11 protein-coding genes are annotated in these 21,366 nt (G+C 26.8%); 1 reads left to right on the forward strand and 10 read right to left on the reverse strand.

The features are described 5' to 3' along the window. Positions 1–26: 26 nt before the first annotated feature. The 8 genes from GBZ86_RS03720 to GBZ86_RS03755 all read right to left on the reverse strand — a co-directional run bounded on the left by GBZ86_RS03720 (position 27) and on the right by GBZ86_RS03755 (position 18,950). Positions 27–653 (reverse strand): TerD family protein, encoded by a 627-nt coding sequence (locus GBZ86_RS03720; RefSeq protein ID WP_152887865.1) that lies wholly within the window; start codon positions 651–653, stop codon positions 27–29. Between the two features lie 95 nt (positions 654–748). Further along, entirely contained in the window at positions 749–1,333 is a 585-nt protein-coding gene (locus tag GBZ86_RS03725; protein ID WP_152887867.1) for a TerD family protein, read from the reverse strand. A gap of 62 nt (positions 1,334–1,395) precedes the next feature. Beyond that, positions 1,396–2,016 (reverse strand): TerD family protein, encoded by a 621-nt coding sequence (locus GBZ86_RS03730; RefSeq protein WP_152887869.1) that lies wholly within the window; start codon positions 2,014–2,016, stop codon positions 1,396–1,398. Between the two features lie 161 nt (positions 2,017–2,177). After that, complete coding sequence (locus GBZ86_RS03735) at positions 2,178–3,293, reverse strand: toxic anion resistance protein (RefSeq protein WP_152887871.1); 1,116 nt, start codon at positions 3,291–3,293, stop codon at positions 2,178–2,180. A 24-nt stretch (positions 3,294–3,317) separates the two neighbouring features. Continuing rightward, positions 3,318–4,859, reverse strand: a complete 1,542-nt coding sequence (locus GBZ86_RS03740) for a YceG family protein (protein WP_152887873.1) — start codon at positions 4,857–4,859, stop codon at positions 3,318–3,320. Between the two features lie 171 nt (positions 4,860–5,030). Beyond that, on the reverse strand, positions 5,031–17,294 hold the full coding sequence (locus GBZ86_RS03745; RefSeq protein WP_170272151.1) for a putative mucin/carbohydrate-binding domain-containing protein: 12,264 nt from the start codon (positions 17,292–17,294) through the stop codon (positions 5,031–5,033). A gap of 223 nt (positions 17,295–17,517) precedes the next feature. Further along, positions 17,518–18,426 carry a DUF11 domain-containing protein gene (locus tag GBZ86_RS03750; RefSeq protein ID WP_152887876.1) on the reverse strand — a complete coding sequence of 303 codons (909 nt, stop codon included), beginning with the start codon at positions 18,424–18,426 and terminating at the stop codon, positions 17,518–17,520. Between the two features lie 29 nt (positions 18,427–18,455). Beyond that, the gene (locus GBZ86_RS03755; RefSeq protein WP_152887878.1) at positions 18,456–18,950 is read right to left on the reverse strand and encodes an SPOCS domain-containing protein; all 495 of its coding nucleotides are present in this window, start codon (positions 18,948–18,950) and stop codon (positions 18,456–18,458) included. Between the two features lie 205 nt (positions 18,951–19,155). Between GBZ86_RS03755 and GBZ86_RS03760 the strand changes: the two genes are divergently transcribed. Further along, positions 19,156–19,554 (forward strand): (deoxy)nucleoside triphosphate pyrophosphohydrolase, encoded by a 399-nt coding sequence (locus GBZ86_RS03760; RefSeq protein WP_152887880.1) that lies wholly within the window; start codon positions 19,156–19,158, stop codon positions 19,552–19,554. Positions 19,555–19,601: 47 nt separating this feature from the next. Here GBZ86_RS03760 and GBZ86_RS03765 read toward each other — a convergent pair whose 3' ends face one another. Together GBZ86_RS03765 and GBZ86_RS03770 are read right to left on the reverse strand one after the other, a co-directional pair. Beyond that, positions 19,602–20,657: an N-acetylmuramoyl-L-alanine amidase gene (locus tag GBZ86_RS03765; RefSeq protein WP_170272152.1), complete on the reverse strand. Its 1,056-nt coding sequence runs from the start codon at positions 20,655–20,657 to the stop codon at positions 19,602–19,604. Positions 20,658–20,917: 260 nt separating this feature from the next. Further along, positions 20,918–21,366, reverse strand: a 449-nt coding sequence (locus GBZ86_RS03770) for a hypothetical protein (protein ID WP_207707418.1), incomplete at its 5' end; no start/stop codon positions are given.

Here is a 21,366-nt window from a genome sequence, read left to right on the forward strand (position 1 = left end):
ATATTATAATTTTCAATCTATTTATATTATTGATATAAAGCAAGTACTCCATTTAAATCTGCTATTTTACCTTCTCCAATAGCTTTAAACTGCCAATCTAATCCATCCTTTATTAATTCAGCAAAAATAACTGACGTAGCAGTTGACCCATTTTCTTTTAAATTAAATCTACATAACTCTTTATCCTTATTTTCTAAATCAATTAATCTAACATAAGAATTATTTATCATTCCAAAAGTTTGTCTATTTTTTTGAGCATTATGAATAGTAACTACAAATACTATTTTTGCAATATTAGAATTTATATTTTCTAAATCTATATTAATAACTTCATCATCACCATCACCTACTCCTGATCTATTATCTCCTCCTAAGGAAATTCCTTGTCCTACCTTATTATTAAAGAAAATTACATTATCAACAGTATTAAATTTATTATTCTTATCTAATAAAAAAGCTGCTATATCCATATCAAAATCAGCACCATTATTAGATATATCCCATCCAGCACCTAATCTTACTTTTTTTAGTCCTGGATTTTTTTTAGTTAAATCTAAAATATCATTCTTTTGTAAATTTAAAATTTGTGTTTGTTCTACTGAACTATTATTTGAAAAACTTTTTCCAAAGCTTCCGCCTAAATTTATTCCCATAAACAATCTCTCCTCTTTTTAGTTATTATATATAACCTTAATATAAGTATTTAATTATATAAACTTAACTTCTTATTTATTAATAATTTTTTATTTTATTCATATATTTTTATTAAATCTCCAAGTGATGCAGTAACTAATTCTCCTAATGCTTTAAACTGCCAGTCATTATTATTCTTTTGTAATTGTGCAAATAATAAGGCCGTACCTTCTCCTCCATCTTGAGTCAGATTGTATCTACAAATTTCACTTTCTCCTTTATCCTTATCAAGTAACCTAACATACGCATTCTTAACTTGAGAAAAACTTTGTTTTCTTTTTTTAGCTTCATATATAACTGTTGCAAAAATAACTTTATCACAAGATATTGGTAACTTATTTAAAGATACTGAAATTTTTTCATCATCTCCATCACCTTCACCTGTTAAATTATCCCCGTGCAATAAAATTCCATTTCCTGTTTTATTTGCAAAGTAAATTACTCCACTTTTTTTATTTATCATTTTTCCATCTTTGTTTAATAAAAATGCAACTAAATCAATATCGCACTCATGTCCAAAACCAAAAAATCCTTTTTTAGTTACATCCCACCCTGCTGCTAAAACTACATTTTTTAGAGATGGATTTTTTTTAGTTAAATCTAAAACATCATTTTTTTGTAAATTTAATGCTCCAATCATATTTACTACCTCCATTATTATTTTAAAAAAAGCGCTAAAATTTAGCGCTATTATAAACTTAATTACATATACATGCTCAATATTCCATTTAAATCAGCTATTTTACCTTCACCAATAGCTTTAAATCTCCAGTCATATCCATCTCTATATAACTCTGCAAATATAACTGATGTAACAGTAGAACCATTTTCTTTTAAATTAAATCTACATAATTCTTTATTATTATTTTTGGAATCTAAAAGTCTAACATAAGAATTCTCTACCATTCCAAAAGTTTGTCTTTTTTCTTGTGCATTATGTATAGTTACACAAAAAACTATTTTTTGCACATCTGATCTTATTTCAGATAAATCTATTTTTATAGTTTCATCATCGCCATTACCTGCACCTGTTCTATTATCTCCACCTAGTAGAATTCCCTGTGCACTTCTATTATTAAAGAAGATTACATCTGCTGGGATGTTAACAACTTTATTGTTATTATCTAAAAGTAGCGCAGCTATATCTAAGTCAAAATCATGACCATTGTGTGCAATATCCCATCCAGCACCTAATATAACTTGTTGCAATCCTGGATTTTTTTTAGTTAAATCTAAAATATCATTTTTCTTTAAGTTTAAAGCATTAACATTTGATGATGCTTGTCTACTACCACCCATTAAGCCACCTAAATTTATTCCCATTTTATCTCCTCCGTTACCAATTTATAAAATTTAGAAAATATAAAATTTTCTTAAATTTTACTAATTGAATTATATCATTTACAATCTTAAATAGTCAATTTAAGGGTTTTATGGATATAATTTAAATAAGACAATTAAATTCTATATGTTCCCTTTAAATGTTATTTAGCAATATTTTTCTTCATATCTGCCTTAATTCCTTCAAGTTTCAAAGTATTTTGTTGTCTTTCAACTTTATTATGTTCTTGAATAGCTTTAGTTTCTTCTAATCCTTTCATTATAGTTTGATATGATTTTTCTAATGTTTCAATGGCAATGGTACTTCCTGAAGCCATTCTTGCTATATCTACTGATTGTTTTGCTGTATTTGAAGCATTTCTCATTATAAGTTCATTTGTTTTCTCATCTAATTGTTTAATTGATTTAGCCTGTATCTCTTGTCTTTTTAAAATAATAGCTTGTGCTAAACATTGCTTAAATATTGGTAAAGTTATTATAAATGAAGAATTAATTTTTCTCATTAAGTTAAAATTAGACATTTGAATTGTTTGAATCATTGGAGCTGCTTGTATAGCAACATTTTCAGCCACTCTTAAATCATATATACGTTGTGATAACATCTCCTTACATAACTCTAATTTTTTAATCATCATGTTTTTTTCTTCTAAACTAATTTGATTATTAATAGAAAATTGTTGTATATATCCATCTATTTCTTCTAATGCTATTTCTCCTGCAACTATATATTTTTCTAAAAGTTTATAGTACTCAATATTTCCATCAAATAATTTCTTTAAATTATTATTTGATTCTTTTATATCATTTTCATATCTTTTTAATAAAACATAAACCTTCTCAACTTCATAGCCCATAGTATCATATTTTTGAAATAATTTTGCTATATTCACTTGTGCAGATTTAAATAATTTAGATAATAAAGAGGGTTCTTTACTATTTTCTAATTCCTTTACATCAAACTTGTCCATTATTTTTGTTAAATTAATTAACATTTCACTTGCTTCTTCTGCTTTAACTGATTTCATTGAATTTAATAATTCATCTGATATTTTTGATATATTTTCACTTGCTTTTTGTCCAAATTGTATTATTGAATTTGGATTTTCAACTTCAATTTCTTCAGTTAAATCTTGTACCTCTTTCATTGCTCTTAATTTATTTTTATAAACATCAACTTGCTCAAAAATCTCCATATTAGTATTGCTTGCTATGTCATTATTTCCATTCATAGAACTTATAGTATTACTTGTATTTATCATGTTAACTTCTCCTTTTTTACTAATCTATTTATTTAAAAATCTTGAAAACATACTTGTTTTATAATTTTTTAAATTTTTATATTTAGACCCATAATTCATCTTTTCTAATCTAATATTATTCATATTATTCATTCTTATAATTTTATTAATATTAAATAATCCTGATGGATTAAATATTATTATGTCTATTCCTAAATTATGAAGATATCCTAAAAGTATTACCATAGAATCTGGAATCTCATCTTCTTTATCTAAGTATATAACTATTTTTGGAATATTGGATGTAAAATCAAAATTATCTATTAACTTTACAATATTCTGATTTAAATTAAGTATTAATCCTAATAAAACTAAAGATTTTTCTCTATCCATATATTCAACATATAAATCTTTATCTAAAATTATTTCATTAAACTTATTCAATAATAAATTTTGAACCTCTTCACTATATTTTTTTAATTTATAATTAGAAGATTTTTTTATTTCATCTATATCAAAAGTTCCATCACTTAACTGACAAAACATAAACTCATAAATATTTTCTAAACTATCTATATCTTTAGATAGTTTTCCGTCATTAAAAAATAAAGTATTTTCTGACATTATGCAATATTTAACAAGCTTTTGATATTCAAATATATTGCTATATTCACCATCAATCTTACTAAAAAAACAAGGAACCTTTACAATATTTCCTTCAACCATAAAATTAGGTCTTAATTTAGCAGGTTCATTCCAATATATATATATATCTTCTAAAATAGTATCTAATAATACACTTTTTGTATATCCATCCCTAAATTGCCAAGGCTTAAATATACCTGTATTAGAAAATAATTGTTCTTCAACTTCTTTTTGTATTTGTTTTGTAATGGTTTCTTTATTTTCAATAATATTTCCTTTTTTTACTCTTTCATAAAAAGATTCCACAGGTAATATATTCATACTTTTTTCACAATTATTTAAATTATCCTTATCTATTTCTTCCCATAACTCATCTTTTAAGGGATTTATATATATAACATCAAAATTCATCAAATGTAATAATATTAAGAAATATATCTCATGTCTTTCAATTTTTCCATAATAAATACATTTTGGATTTATCTCCTCATTAAAGTTTATACTTTTTAAATAAGTATAAGCCCATACAATTAATTTAGTAATAAAATTATTCCTTACATTTTCATTTAAAAAATTTTCATTAGAAACTGCTAAAGGAATAACATAATCTAAAGCTTTTAAAAACAAATTGTTTGTTTCATTACTATTAAAAATCTTTATATCTTGATTAGCCATATCCCATATATTCATTGCGCTTAATTCATTATAGATATATTGAATAAGCTCCATCTCGCCAGTTAATTTAATAGATCCATCAAATATTAAGGATATATTTTTAAATTTTGCACAATTATACTCTAAGGTTTTTAAAACATCATTATAATTTTTAGGGTTATTTACTCCTATAAATCTATAAAAACAAGGAATAAATTTACCATTTTTTTCTCTTTCAAAATTATTTCTAAACATTGAATATGTTATTTGCTTTAAACTAACAGACATTTATATATTTTCTCCTTTTCTTACAAAATTTCAACATCTTGTTATTTTATTTTATATCACTTTCCTACTATCAATCAACTTTCAAATTTTTATAAAACAAATTATTTTTTCTATAAAATTAGAATAAGGTAAGATTACTCTTACCTTATTCCTAAATATTAAAAATTATTTTTAACTAACTACTTGAACTTTATAAACTACAGTTATAATCTCTCCTGGCAGCATGGTATTTAATGCAAAACCTGCAGTGGTATTATAATTTGGTTGATTTATACCATTTACTGTTACTGAACCTAATACGAAAGTTGTATTTTGAGGTGCTGGATCTAGGAATACTACATTAGTAGCATTTATATTTCCTGTATTAGTTATAGTAACTGTATAAGTTAACTCTTCTCCAATAGTTGCAAATTGTTTATCTACAGCTTTGGTTACATTTAAACTACCTACTGCAATATTAGTTGTTGTTATATTAGATGATACAGTTTCTGCTATTGGTGCTTGTGCTGGGTCTAAAACATAAGTTAGATTTGCAAATGCTTGACTTGTTACTGAGTTAGTAGCTGGAATTGTAGTAACAGTTGCACTAAAGTTTACAGTTACAGAATTACCTACATCAATATTATCTAAACTAAAACCTGTTATAGGATTAAAACTAGTTTCATTTACTCCATTTACATATACTGAACCAGCATTAACAGTTACTCCAGTAGTTGGAGCATCTTGTAATACTATATTGTTTAAAGCAACATTACCTGTATTTATTAATATAACTGTAAATGTTACAGTATCACCTATGGTTGCTATAGTTTTATCAACTGAATTAGTTATACTTAATTGTCCTAAAACCACATTAGTATTTACTACATTACTTAATATTGTACTAGAAACATTTAATGCATTAGGATTAATATTATAATTAAATTGAACTTGTGAAGTATTTTTCACTTGTGGTGGTGATGGTAATGTGGTAACTTGGACATCAAAAGCAACAGTTGACGATTCATTAGGTAATAAATTACCTAAAAGAATAGTTGAAGGATTAGCAGTTGGTACCACTACTCCATTAATTCTAACAGTTCCTGGTAAATATAATAATTCTGACTGTAATACATCAGAAAATTGAATATTAATGGCTTCAGCATTACCAATATTAGTAATAACCGAAGTATACGTCATAGTGTCTCCTACTTTAATATACTCTTTAGTCACAGATTTAATATTTGATAATGTTCCTACATTTATTTCAGTTATTACAGTATTAGTAGTCGTTTCTATAGGTAAAGTATAAGAACCTATAGTTTCACTATACACTCCAGTTATAATAGCATAGTTTGTTATTTGTGAAGTATTTGGAATAGATATTACACTAGCTTTAAAATTAATATTGGTTGTAACACCAGCTAAAAGATTATTTAATGAAAAACCATCTATAGGATTTAATGTTGGTTTTGAAACTCCATCAATAGTTACACTACCTGTAACAAAGGAAGCTCCACTTGATATATAATCTTTAAAATATAAATTACTATTAATTGCTTCCCCAATATTATTAACTGTAATTGAATAATTTAATTCATCATCAATAGTTGCATATTCTAAATTAACAGTTTTATTTGAAGTCATTTTACCAGCCATTACTACTGTTGTAACTGTATTAGATGTTTTTGTATCTGTAATTGTTGCTGTAGTATCTCCAATTTGATAAGTGTACGTTCCATTAGCAAAATTAGATACTGTATTATTTGTAGGTGTATCACTAACTTTCACAGTAAATTCTACAGTAATACTAGATAATGGTGCTAATGTACCTATGCTAAATCCTGCTATAGGATCATAGGATGGATATGAAGTACCATCTATAACAACAGAACCAGTTACAAAAGTTACATCACCAGTTAAATTTTCAGCAATTAAAACATTAGTTAAGTCCATATTTCCTAAATTACTTAAAATAACTGTATAAGTTATTAATTCTCCTGGAAGAGCTATAGTTTTATCAGTAAATTTAATAACTGTTATATCAGGAACATTTACTGTTGTAGTAACTGTATTTGTTGTAATTTGACTTACACTACTAGAACCACTTGGATCTATTTTATAGGAATAAGTTATATCAGCCTTATTATTAATTAAATATGGTGCTGGTATTGTACTAACTGTAGCATTAAATGATACTTGTACAGAAGCACCTGAAGCTAAATTAGATAAACTAAAACTATCATATGGATTATAGGTTGCTTGTGCTACACCATTAATAGTTACAGAACCTGAAACAAAATTTGCTCCTGTTGGTAATACATCTCTAAAATTTATATTTGAAACTTCAATATTACCTGTATTTACTATATTTATAGTATACAATAAATCACTACCTACATTAACTACTGCTTTATCAACAGACTTTGTAGCTGTTAAACTACCAATATTTATTTGTGTGGAAACTGTATTACTTTTAATTTGCGTAGAAAAATTTTGTAAAGATGGATCCACATAATATTTATAAGATAAACTAGATTCATTGTTAATAAAATAATTAGTTGGTAAAGTGTCTACTGTTACTAAAAAATCAATAGTTGTTATTGTATTACTATTTATATAAGGAATTATAGTCCCTAAATCAAATCCAGTATTTACATCTAATGAAGAAGGTTGAGTGCTACTATTAATCAAAACTGAACCTGCATTAAATGTTGCTTCAGATTGAATAATATCTTGGAAAAATACATTTTCACAATTTGTATTGCCTGGATTATCAATAGTAAAGCTATATTTAATATTGTCTCCAATAGTTGCATACTCTTTATCTACAGTTTTGTTTATATTTAAAATTGGATATTTAATATAAGTTAAAGAACTATTTGAATAGGTGATTTCACTTTCTATTACTCCCCCACTACTTAACTGATAACTAAAATTAACATTAGCTACATTCTTTATAGTAGCTGTAGGTGGTAATGAATCAATACTCACACTAAAAACAATTTTATTAGTCTGATTAGGAATTAAATCTGGAATACTAAATCCTGAATTTGGATTTAAATTTATATCACTTGTTCCATTTAATACAACACTTCCACTTACAAACGTTCCTCCTACAGGTATAACATCTGTAAACACCTGACTAGTAGTATTTACCGTACCAGAATTTGTTACATATATGGTATATATTATAGTATCTCCAACTTTAGCATACACTTTATCTACAACTTTTAATATATTTAATTCTGCTGCTTGAATAATAGTTTCAGTTTCATTAGTTTGAAAATTAACAACAGATATAGTTTCAGTACCTACTACAAAATCATAATCTATATCTGCTACGTTTTTAACTATATTATTAGTAGATCCTCCAAGATAGGTAATAAATTTAGTATTTCTATTCACCGTGGACATACCTTCTAAAGCTGCTGTTATTAATCTTGCAGCTAAGATTTTAGAGAAATATATATTTCTCATAGCTGGGGCATAAATGGATGAACCATTACCATAAAATTTAATTGTATTAATTCCTTCATTAAGGCTTAGTGGCACTGTAGTTATTTTTGCATCACTAACATTCCAACTTGCTGTTTTAACTCCACTATAAACAGTTCCTGTATCAACTCCATTAATATCAATTTTAAATGGCATATCATAATTAGCTGCTAAATATTCTATTTCTGCACTGTATAACCCAGTTTCACTTACATTTATCACCATAGTTGCAGAGCCATTATTGGTTCCACCCATATTAACTACAAACTTTGTTGTGCTGTTTATATTAGCTCCATTATCAAAAGTTCCTGCAGCTAAATTAAAAGGATTTGCATTTGAACTAACTATAATAGATGAGTTTTCTACTCCCTCTTTATATACATATATAGTATTCATAACAGGAGCTATTGCTGAAGTTCCATCTCCATGAATTTTAACAGTATTACTTCCTTCATTAAGATTAATTGCTATAGTAATTGTTTTAGCATCACTAATTAACCAACTTGTGGTCTTAGGCGCAGTATAAATAGTTCCTGTATCTACTCCATTAATATTAATTTTAAAATTTCTATCTGCAGTAGATCCTGTTAAATATTTTATTGCTGCATTATATATACCTGTACTGTCCACATTTATTGTTAGAGTTACTGAACCATCACTTGTTCCCCCAATATAATCTGCAAATCCTGTTGAAGGACTTATAACCGCTCCATTAGCAAGAGTTCCTGTAGCTAAGTTAAACGGATTTGTAACGGAACTAAAGGTAGTAGTATTTATATCTGTTGTATATGAAGTGCCATTACCATATAATAAATTTACTACATTAGTTTTAGTAAAATATATAGTATCCATAACTGGGGCTATTGCTGAAGTTCCATCACCATAAATCTTAACAGTATTATTTCCAGCATTAAGATTCACCCATAAAGTAATTGTTTTTACATCACTAATTGACCAGCTTGCTGTGTGTGGTGCAGTATAAATTGTTCCTGTATTCACTCCGTTAATATCAACTTGGAACTTTCTATCTGTTGGTCCAGTTAAATATTTTATAACTGCATTATATAATCCTGTGCTGTCCACATTTATTGTCATAGTTACAGACCCACCACTTGAACCACCAATATAATCTGCTAATCCTGATGGACCTATAATAGCTCCATCAGCAAGAGTTCCAGTTGTCAATTTAAAAGGATTTAAAGCAGAAGTAAATATAGCTGCACTTACATCTGGTGCATAAGCTGATGTTCCATCTCCATAAAATTTAATTGTATTAACTCCTTTATCTAAAGGTAAGGTTAAACTAAATGTTGAAATATTAGTGGATGGTACTGTATAAACTTCTCCTGTATCAACTCCATTAACATCTAATTTAAAAGGTCTAGAACCATTTCTATAATTTATAGTCATATAATATATATCTGTTTTAGGCACATCTATTGTAATAGTAACAGAACCATTACTTGGACCTCCAATATAGGATGCATATCCTGAATTAGTACTTGCCCCATTTTCATAAGTTCCCATAGTTACATTTATAGTTGAATTAAATGGATTTTGTGTTATATATGCTAAACTTAAATCTGGAGAATAATTTATTCCATCTCCATGAAATTTAAGTGTATTATTCCCTTCATCAAAGGAATAAGTTCCTGGCAAAGTAAATACGGTTGCACTAGTTACATCCCAATCATTAGTCCTAGGTAAATTGTATACTGTACCTGTATTTACATCATTTATATCTATATTTAACTTTCTATCATAATCTAATGATACATAATCAAATATTAAATTATATGATCCTATATCTGTAACATTTATATTTATAGTAGAACTTCCATCACTTGGTCCTCCAATAAGGGTTGCAAACCTTGTAACAGTATCTAACTTTACTTCTCCGCTTAAATCTCCATTAATAACCTCTTGATTTTCAGGTAAAATAGTAGTTGTACTATATTGTATGCCATTATTAGTTAAATAAAAATATGATGTGGATAAATTTAAGGTACTAAAATTAGTTGATAAGCTAAAAGGAGCGTCTATTACATTTCCTTGCAGTTTAGCTCTACCTGAAGATTCTACGTGAACAATTTTTAAATAATCTCCATAATCAAAACTTACTCCATTTAATGTAGTTGCAAAGGCATTTGCATTACTAGATGGTGCTACAGTGGATGTAACTTTTAAATTATTTTTATAGTCATATAATGATACAGTAAAATAAACACTACCTGGATAAAAACTATTAGCTTGATTTCCCGTGGAGGTAACTTTTAATTTCTTTGTACTTATTGCTACTGAATCAATTGTTAAAAGTTTTATTGTTAAACTTCCTATCCATGGTCCTAATACAGCAAGATCATTATATAATTTGATATTGTTTAATCCAGCATTTAAATTAACAGTAATATTTAATAATTTTGCATCAGCTAAATTCCAATCTGCTGTTTTTGTTACTGTATAAGTAGTTCCTGTACTTACTCCATTAACATCTATCTTTAATGGACGATTATTATCACCACTTATATACTGAACTGCTAAGTTATAATATCCATCAACCGGCACTGTAATTGGTACTATTACATATCCTCCTGTATCACCTATAGCTCCTACAAAGGTTCCATTTAAAGCTGTTGTTGCATCACTGGAAATAGTTCCATCAACAGCATTAACTGTTACATCAGGTATAGTTGTGGTACTTACATTAGTATCAAATCCTAAAGTAGCTATTAAATTATTATTATACCCTAGGAAACTAAATAAGTTTTCTGATAATGCCCCCAAAGTATTAGGGGTATTTAAAACAAAATAACATTCTCCTAAATCTGGTGCATAACTTGTATTATAACCTTTAAAGGTTATGCTATTATTTCCTGAATTTAAATTAACTGGTATTGTATATTTTTTAATATCTGTTGTAATCCAAGAATTTGTTTTAGGTAAATTATAAACAGTACCTGTACTCACATAATTTATATCTATCATAATATTTTTGCTAGAATTTAATGATAAATATTGAATAACTAAATAATATAATCCTGATTCTGTAATGTTAGTAGTTAATGATGAAGTCCCCTCTGTAGCTCCTCCTATAAAAGTTACATACCCTGTGGAAGTATCTAATTGTGCACTTCCTTCTAAAGTTCCTATAGCTATATTTTTATTTAACGGTAATATTTTTGATGTGCTATATTCTATTCCTCCATTAGTTAAATAAAAATATGCATTATTTAAATTTACATTTCCAAAACCACCTGAAAAACTAAATGGAGCATTTATCACTGTACCTTGTAAATTTGCCCTTGATGATGATTCTTCATGAGTTATTTTTAAATAATCACCATATACAAAATTAACTCCATTTAATGTTGCTGCAAAAGTATTTGCATTATTATTTCCTATTACTGAAGATGTTACTTTTAAATTTCCTTTATAATCATATACTGAAGCACTAAAATACACATTATTTCCAAAGTAAACATGAGAAGTTGTTCCTGTAGAAGTAACAACTAATTTATTAGTTGTTGTATTAAAGCCTATAGTGGCTATTAAATAACTACCCAAACCTAAAAATCTAAATGTATTCCCTGATAATTGTCCTAATACACTTGGTGTTTTTAAAATAAAATAACATTTTCCTAAATCAGGACCATAACTTACTCCATCTCCCTTGAAAGTAATAACATTATTTCCTGAATTTAAGTTAATTGGTATAGTAACTGTGCTGGAATTGGTATTAGTTGCTGGTAAATTATATATTGTTCCTGTATTAATGCTATTAATATCTAATTTTAAAGGTCTAGTATTAAAATTATCTCCACCTACATATTCTACTCCTATAGTATATTCACCAAATTCTGCTGTATTATATGGAATAACAACAGCTCCATCAGATGGTCTACTATTTACTTTTGCTAATAAAGTAATAGTAGATGTAGAATTTGCAGGTATATCTGATATATTAAATCCCTCATTTGGATCTGCATAAGGAACAGTAGAATTATTTACTTTTATAGAATTAGCTATAAAACTTAAAGGATTAGTTATATTATCTGAGAAAAATACATTTTCTACAGGCACATTACCATCATTAATTAAATTAATTGTATAATTTAATGTTTCTCCTACATAGGCTGTACTCTTATCTACTTCCTTACTAGTAGAAATAACCGCTTGTCTTACATTAACTACTGTTTGATTAGATTCTTTATTTGTAGTTACTGGAATAGTATTAGGATCAATATAATAAGAATATGCAATAGTTGCTGTATTATAAAGTTTACCTAAAGTTGGTATAGTATTAGCTGTTACATCAAAATCAATTGTTATGGATGAACCTATATTAAGAACTCCTATATTGAATCCTGTATTAGGATTAAATGCTGATTGTACAGCTCCATTTATAGTTACAGAATTAGCGTTAAAAACACTTCCTATTTGTATAGAATCCTGAAATGTTAAATTTTCTAAATCTACATTCCCTATATTAGAAATAACGAAATTATAGCTTATTACATCATTTAGTTTTGCATAATTTCTATTGGCACTTTTAGTAATAGTTAAATCTCCTGCTTTAATATAAGTGGTAACTGTATTACTATCTATATTTTCTGAAGTTACTGGACCAGTTGGATCTATATAATAATCAAAACTTGCATTAGCTATATTAGTAATAAATCCATTTGAAGGAATCGTTGTAACTGTCACTTGGAAAGCAACTGTAGTTGAATCATTAAATAATATAGTTCCTAAAGGAAATCCTATACTTGGATCATAACTTGATTGTACTTGATTATTTATTTGAACTGATCCTGAAACAAAAGATGTATAAGTTGAAATTATATCTTGAAAATTAGTATTACTTATATCTATATTACCAAGATTGCTTATTACACAAGTATAAGTTAATGTATCTCCTACTGTTGCATAAGCTTTATCTACACTTTTTACATGGGTTACAATACTTTCATTTACAATGGTGCTTACTTCATTACTTTCTGTAGCTCCTGATAAAGTGCTTCCATTAGGATCTATATTATAATCATAGGATACACTACCTTGAGCTGTTACTACATTAGATGAAGTAGAGGAAGAATCACTCATAGGAAAAAACAAACTACTTACGTCTATACTACTTTCGGTTATATTATTTTCAAGTCCATATGCATTACCATTATTACCATTATTACCACTATTACCACGTAAAGTATCTAATAAATTTTTTAAGGCTGGTATTGCAGCATTATTAACTCCTGCTCCTAAATCTGCTTTACTTTTTCCTCCTGGAGTAATATTATTTAAAGCAAACCCTGAACTTACTGCACTTGCTCTCTCTAACCCATCTACTTTTACAGAACCTGGAGTGAAGGTTGTTCCTTCTGGAAGACTACTACTTACAATTAAATTTGATAAAATAACTGTTCCTGTATTTTCAGCCTCAAAAGTATAACTTAAAGCATCCGAAACACGTGCATAAGCTTTGTTAACTTTTAATGTTAATTTTGCTGTTGCTACATTAATAGTAGTATTTACACTATTACTTGTGGCAGTTTTAGATACTAATGCTTTAGCTGGATCTATGGAATAATTAAAAGATGTGGTTGCATTGTTAGTTATAACATTTGGATTAGGTAAGCTAGTTACATTTACATCAAAATTTAATCCAACTACTTGACCTACAACTAAAGTACCTAAATTAATACCTACTGTAGGATCAAAAGTAGGTTTAGCTATTCCATTAATATTTACACTTCCAGCAACAAATGATGTTTGAATTGGTATAAAATCTGAAAAATTCACATCTTTTATAGTTGCATTTCCTGTATTAACTATATTAAAGGAATACACTATTGTATCCCCAATAGTTGCATAATTTTTACTAGCATATTTAGTAATAGATAAATTACCTAACAACACTTGTGTTTCAACACTATTTGAATATAAACTTTTGGTTATTGTTGGTGAAGTAGGTGAAATTTGATATTTATAATTAACACTTGCTACATTAACTACAGAACCTATAGGAGGTACACTTGCTACATTTGTAGTAAAAGTTACTGTAAATACTTCATTTGGATCAAGGTCTCCCAATAAAAATCCATTATTAGGATTATAGCTTGTATTATTAGTTCCATCTACATATACACTTCCACTAACAAACTGTAAATAAGCAGTAATATTATCTCCAAAATTAACATTCTTTAAAGTTACTGTTCCTATATTAGTCATTGTAATTGTATAGATTAAAGTTTCACCAACTTGAGCATAATTTTTATTTACTGTTTTAACAATAGACAATTGTTCTTTATTTATTGTAGTTTGTACTGTATTTCCATTCATTGTATTAGTCATAGTACTTCCATTTGGATCTGGTAAATAAGAGTAAATTAATTGTGCATTATTAGAAATAATATTAGGGGAAGGAATTGTAGTAACTAATGCTCTAAATCTAATATTAATAGTATTTCCCGGTTCAATTATTCCTATACTAAATCCTGTGGTAACATCATACTGAGAATTAGTCATACCATTAATTGACAAACTACCAGGTTCAAATGTTGATCCTGACTGGATATTAGATGAAAATATAGTATTAATAGCCTCTATATTACCTGAGTTTGAAATATCTATAGAATAATATAAAATGTTATTCACTTCAGCATAAGCTTTATCTACAGTTTCAACTATAGAAATATCTACAAAGTTTGATCTAGTTGTAACTAAATTTGAATCTTCTTGCGAAGAAACTTCTGGATCATTTTGAGATATTTGATATTTAAATGGTACTTGAACTATATTTTCAATTATTCCTGTTGGCTGTATTTGGTCTACAGTAATTGAATATGCTATAGTCACAGTATTATTAGCTGGTATTGTTCCTATATTAAATCCTGTAAAAGGATTTAATGAATTGTCAGTTACACCATTAATCTTAACACTTCCAGTAATAAAAGATGTTCCAGTAACAGCAGGTTCTTGAACCTGTACATTAGTAGCTACTATATTTCCCACATTAGTTAAAGTTAAGGTATAGGTTACCACATCATTTACATTTGGATAATTATTATTATTACTTCTAAAAGCAACAATATCAAAATATTGGATTTGAGTTGATGAATTATTGCTTGTTACTGTTTGAACAGTTGGAATAGTATATGCATTTACATTATATTCAAATTTAACTAAAGCATTATTATCTATTATTGTAGATGGCGGTAAGGAATTTATTGTTGTAAAAAAAACAATCTCTTCACTGTTATTTGCGGCTATATCTGGTAAAGTAAAACCTGTATTTGGATTTAAACTTGCGTTAGCCTGTCCATTTATCTCTACACTACCTGAATTAAAAGAACAATAAGAACTAATAATATTTTGGAAAGTTATATTTTCAGCTATAGCATTTCCATTATTAGTTATATTAATTGTATATTGTAGCGTTTCCCCTAAAGATGCCATAGCTTTAGAAACAGATGAAACTACATTTAACCTAGCTGCTTTAGCTGTTACTGTAATAGAATTTGTTTGTTCTGAATTTGTATAAGTAGGTGAACCTGAACCTGAAATAAATTCATAGCTATAATTTGCAAAAGCATTTATAATACCATTGCTAGGAATAGCTTTTACTATAACATCAAACACTAAATTTTTAGTTCCATAACTAGCTACAGAACCTATATTAATCCCAGTGTTTATGTCTTCTCCTAATTTACTTATACCATTTATTTTTACGGATTCAGGAATAAATTCACACCCTGAGTTTAATGTAGTAGATACTATTATATTGTTAGCTTCAGCATCTCCACTATTATTTATTTGAACTGAATAAGTTATAACTTCTCCCTGTTCTACATTATACTCACCACTTCCATCCGAATCATAAGTTGAAAGTGTAGCTGATAAGTTAGGAGCTTGTGCTCTAATTTGTGTTCCAAATGCTAATATTTCAATGCCATCTTGAATTCCACTTTCATTTATTTGAATATTAGATTGATTTTGACTAGTTAAAAGAGTATTTGTAATATCAATATTAGTTAAATCCCATTTATTTCTTCCTCCTAAAACTTGTGTAGGAACAAAAGCATCATGGTTTAAAGTACCATTAGTTCCTGTTATATTTATTAACCCTAAATTACTATCTAAAGGATCACATATATTTATTATTCCTGCAAAAAATGAATTATTAGGATTGTTTGGAGCAGTACCTGGATTACTATTAGGTGAACTTACATTGTTTCCCATAAGAGATAAACTTGCAAAGGATGGTCCTACTTCCACAGTTTTTGTTCCTATCAATGGCTCTCCATTTGCACATGCAATAAATAAACTTCCCTTTAAATTTGTTTGTTGCAGTGGAGTAGTAAATCCCATTACAGATTTTTGAACAGTGCTATTTTCCATTGCACTTACAATACCTGAAGAAAATTCAATTCGTTGTGGCGGAAATATGCTATTTCTATAAACTACAACTAATGTCCATCCTGCTCTTGTATTACTGAGTCCTGTTGGTGGAATACTAGTTGGTATATTAGAAACTGTGTAAGTTCCACCTAATGAATTTTTAATTATATTTGTAACATCAGTAGATCTAAACCTATCTATATTTCCTGATTGGGCTGTTAATGTGATTTTATTTTCTGGAGTAATTTGAATTGTTGTTGTTGGTGTAACAAAGGTTATTGGATCATCTTCTATACTTCTAACATCTGTTGCTAAAGAATCATTATTTTTAACTGTTGAGTACCATATTAATTCTGCATATAAAATAGTACTATTTGCTAATATATTAATATCTGCTGAACTTCCAGCTAAAGTCCAATCTCTAGTTGTTCCACCAGAAGGAGTAATCATATCTGATGTGTTGCTTCCTGTACTAGAAGTACTTCCACAAACAACTAAACTATTTCCAGTTGCTGTAAGAATAGCTTTATCAATAGTTGAAAATCTATTAATTATAGCCATATTTTTCCTCCTATTTAATATTTTCATATATTTATCATTTTATGTTGTTAAAATTTTCTTGCTACAATTAATTTAAAATTAAAGATAAAGACTTACTGAACTTAAATATTTTTTAATAGTTTTATATTTAAACACTAAATTCAAAACAAACTTTTATTATTAAGTTATTATTTGTAATTAATGCATAATAAAAAGACTATAATATAAAAAAATATTATAGCCTTCATAAACTTAGTAATAATGTTACATCTATAAATATAGATTTAGTATTTAATAAATTATAAGAAACAGCTTCTATATTAGAATTCACCTTTTGAATTTTATAATATTTTATTCCATAAGGAGCTAATAAAAAACTTGAAAATCCTTCAGTAGAAATACTTTTGCCTTCTTTAATTTTATTTTTATTATTAATATTAAAATAATCATATATAATTGTATACTCTACACTTCCTAATATTATAATATTATACATATTTTTATATATGTAATCTTTTGTACTTCTAACAGGTGTTCCTACTATTTTAGTTCCAATTATATTCACTTTAGTTAAAACATCTTTAATTCGCTTTATATGATAATTATTACAATTCATTTTAAAAGTATAGTTAATATTTAATTGTTTAAATAAATTATTTGTAACTTTTGTATAACTATTTTTATTTATAGGAAGTCTGAACGGGTTTTTATCTAAATTGTAAATATAATCATATATTACATTTGAATCCGTTATAATATCCATGACTTTCCCCTTAGGAATGGTTACCACTTTAAAGATTATAGTTATACTCTTTTTAGGTTGAATGGTTCCTATTTTAAATCCTTCATTAGGATTAACATCCATCATTTGTATGTTATCTATATATACAGAATTATAAATAAATCTAACACCTATACTTAAATTTTCTTTAAAAAATATATTATTTACAGTTAAATTACTTATATTAATTATAGTAATTCTATAATTTAAAACTTCAAAAACATTAGCAACTTTCTTATCCACACTTTTATTAATCTTTAATAAATTACATACTATATTAGTAACAACTTCATTACTATAAATTGTATTAATTACATTGTGAGATCCAAATTTATATTGAAAATCAATTCTACATTTGTTTACAATTTTCATAATAGTATACCATCTCCAAAAGTCTTATATTAATACTTATCCACATATTGTATTAATATGGTTAGACTTACAAAAATTTTATTTTTATAAATTTTCATAGTACTCATATTCTCTATAAGATATTGTAAATTAATAGGAGAATTTTCATTTAAAGAATTAGGTACTACAATAAATTTACTAAAGGGTATACAATCTCCTAAAGTACATATTTTTCTTGATCCACAAGAGCACTCATTAGGTTTAAGACAATTAAAATAAAATTTTGTATTTATATTACCTAATATCACTAATTTTTTACCAGTTAAATTTTGTCCTTCAATAGAACGTCCATCTATGGTTTCAACTAATTTTACTGAATTAATTTTTAAATCAGCCTTTGATGTTTCAATTCTATTATAATCCATATATCTACATGGAAGTAGCATATTTCTATCTAAATTGAATTGAGCAAAATATTTAGGTATTTTCTCATCTTCACTTCCTATGTAGTTAGGGATTATTTTTTCTATATTAATTAACCCCACATTTTTCACTCCTTAATCTTATATAATATTATCTCTATTTAAACTGTTCTTTTATAATGATATATAAAAAATTTAACTTATATGTTATATTATTTCAAAATTTAAGATTAAATCTTAAATAAATGTATTTTTATTTAATTAATCTTTTTTATTTTATTGTGTTGAAAATCTTTACTATGATAAAATTACTTGGAGGTGTTTTAATATGAAAAAAACAGTAGATGTAGTTGCTGCAATTATAGAAAATGAAAATAATGAAATTCTTTGTGCGTTACGCTCTCCTTCTATGATTCTTCCAAATATGTGGGAATTTCCTGGTGGAAAAATAGAAATAGGAGAAAATTTAAAAGAAGCTATTGAAAGAGAAATAAAAGAAGAATTAGATTGTATTGTTAAGTTTATAAAAGAATTTAACAATACTATTTATGAGTATGAAAAGATTATAGTAAATTTAACTACAGTTAAGTGTAAAATTTCAAAAAATGTTCCTAAAGCTAGTGAACACTCTAAATTATTATGGCTTAAAAGAGAAAATCTTTCTTCCTTAATGTGGGCTCCCGCTGATGTTCCATCTATGAAAAAACTAATGTTAGAAAAGGTATAGCAATTATGCTATACCTTCCCAAAATTTAAATCTATAATCTTATCTATTTAAAACTTAGTAAATCCACCATTATATTTAACATAACCTGACTTTGTATTTCTTCCCTTTTTAGTATCATAAACTACATGCAACATTCCATTTTTTCTATATAAAGGTGTAGCTTTTTCCCATGGATATAAAAGTCCAATTTTATTTCCTTGCTCATCAAAAATATCTTCTGAAGTTGAACCATTTTTATATTGATCTTCAAAATAATATTTCATTATATTAGTAGCATTTGTAACATATCCCTGTCTAACACCATTTGGAGTTGGATATTGTACTAAAGCAAGTTGCTTACTATAATTAACATATAAAACAGTAATATTATCTCCATCAAATACTAATCTATCTGAAATTATATTGCCATTTGCATCTCTTACATACATAAAATCTCCAGATATTTTAGTATTATTATCATAGGAAAACTTTGATAAATATCCAATAGCTTCATTTTTAGTTTCTGGTACTTTATCCACTCCTGGAGTTATGGGATTGCTATTTATAGGTGCTGCCACATTATCTACACCACTATTTACTCCAGTTATAGCTTCAACTATAGCATTTCCAATAGCTGAGGCATTATATCTATCCATATCTTCTTTTGAATCTACAAAAGCACATTCAATTAAAACACATGGCATACTAGTTGTCCTAGGAATATATAGATTTCCTACTTTTACTCCACGATTTCTATATCCTAGATTAGAAATTTTATTACAAATCTGCTTAGCATATTGTTCTGCGTTTCCGCCTCTTCCACTTATCCAACATTCAACACCATGACCGCCACCAGCATTAAAGTGTATACATAAATGAAGTTTTGAACCACTTCTATTGGCTACATTAACTCTATATCTTAAAGATTCCATTACTGATCCAAAATTTTTATTCCAAGGAGTACAATCTTTAATTGAATATCCTAATTTCCCCAAACCCTGTTGCACAACTGTCCATACTTCTTTAGTAAGGGTATCTTCTACTTTATATTTACTAGCTCCTCTATCAGGACTACAATTATGACCTGCATCTCCACTAACCAAACTTCCTTTAGATAAAAACATATAAATCATCCTTTCTATTTTTATTATTAAAATTAAGGATATTTTGTTAACTAAAAAAAATTAACATTACTATTTATATATATGACTAAATTCTTACTTTGGACATAAAATTCTCAAATTAATATAATTTTTCTTTTACAAAAACTAAAAAACAACAAATTTTTTTAATAAATAATTTATGAAACAGCAAAAAATCATAATAATTTAAAATATACTCTATAAGACTACTACTTTAAATTACTATGCCTTTTATACATTTTTCAAATTTTTACTAAGCTTTTAAATGTACATATAACTGTAATTAATAATAAAATTATTCCTAAAATCATTATTGTTATCATTCCAGGATATGTGGGAATACTAATTGCTCCTATATTAGAAATAATACCTGTAACTCTCATAAATCTTATAATTGCTTCATCTATAAATGTAGTTATTATATATACTCCTATGGTTAATATAGGTAATTTTCTGTTTAATCTACTAATATTAAGATAATGTTTTAAAAAATAAAAAATTACACCTATTATTAATCCTATAGGCAATATAGCTAATGATAGCATTACCATTTCAAAATTTTTTTTAAAAACAGCTTCTAAATATCCATATAAGGCTAATGCATTAACTAATATTAATACAACATTTAAAATAAATAAAAATAATTTTTTCATTAGTTTGTTTGAATTGCTCATATTTTTACCCCTTACTA

Source organism: Clostridium tarantellae (genome assembly GCF_009295725.1).
GTDB lineage: Bacteria > Bacillota > Clostridia > Clostridiales > Clostridiaceae > Sarcina > Sarcina tarantellae.

Coding starts and splice junctions, on each gene's coding strand:
- GBZ86_RS03720 (WP_152887865.1), bottom strand. CDS start 653: ATGGGAATAAATTTAGGCGGAAGCTTTGGAAAAAGTTTTTCAAATAAT.
- GBZ86_RS03725 (WP_152887867.1), bottom strand. CDS start 1,333: ATGATTGGAGCATTAAATTTACAAAAAAATGATGTTTTAGATTTAACT.
- GBZ86_RS03730 (WP_152887869.1), bottom strand. CDS start 2,016: ATGGGAATAAATTTAGGTGGCTTAATGGGTGGTAGTAGACAAGCATCA.
- GBZ86_RS03735 (WP_152887871.1), bottom strand. CDS start 3,293: ATGATAAATACAAGTAATACTATAAGTTCTATGAATGGAAATAATGAC.
- GBZ86_RS03740 (WP_152887873.1), bottom strand. CDS start 4,859: ATGTCTGTTAGTTTAAAGCAAATAACATATTCAATGTTTAGAAATAAT.
- GBZ86_RS03745 (WP_170272151.1), bottom strand. CDS start 17,294: ATGGCTATAATTAATAGATTTTCAACTATTGATAAAGCTATTCTTACA.
- GBZ86_RS03750 (WP_152887876.1), bottom strand. CDS start 18,426: ATGAAAATTGTAAACAAATGTAGAATTGATTTTCAATATAAATTTGGA.
- GBZ86_RS03760 (WP_152887880.1), top strand. CDS start 19,156: ATGAAAAAAACAGTAGATGTAGTTGCTGCAATTATAGAAAATGAAAAT.
- GBZ86_RS03765 (WP_170272152.1), bottom strand. CDS start 20,657: ATGTTTTTATCTAAAGGAAGTTTGGTTAGTGGAGATGCAGGTCATAAT.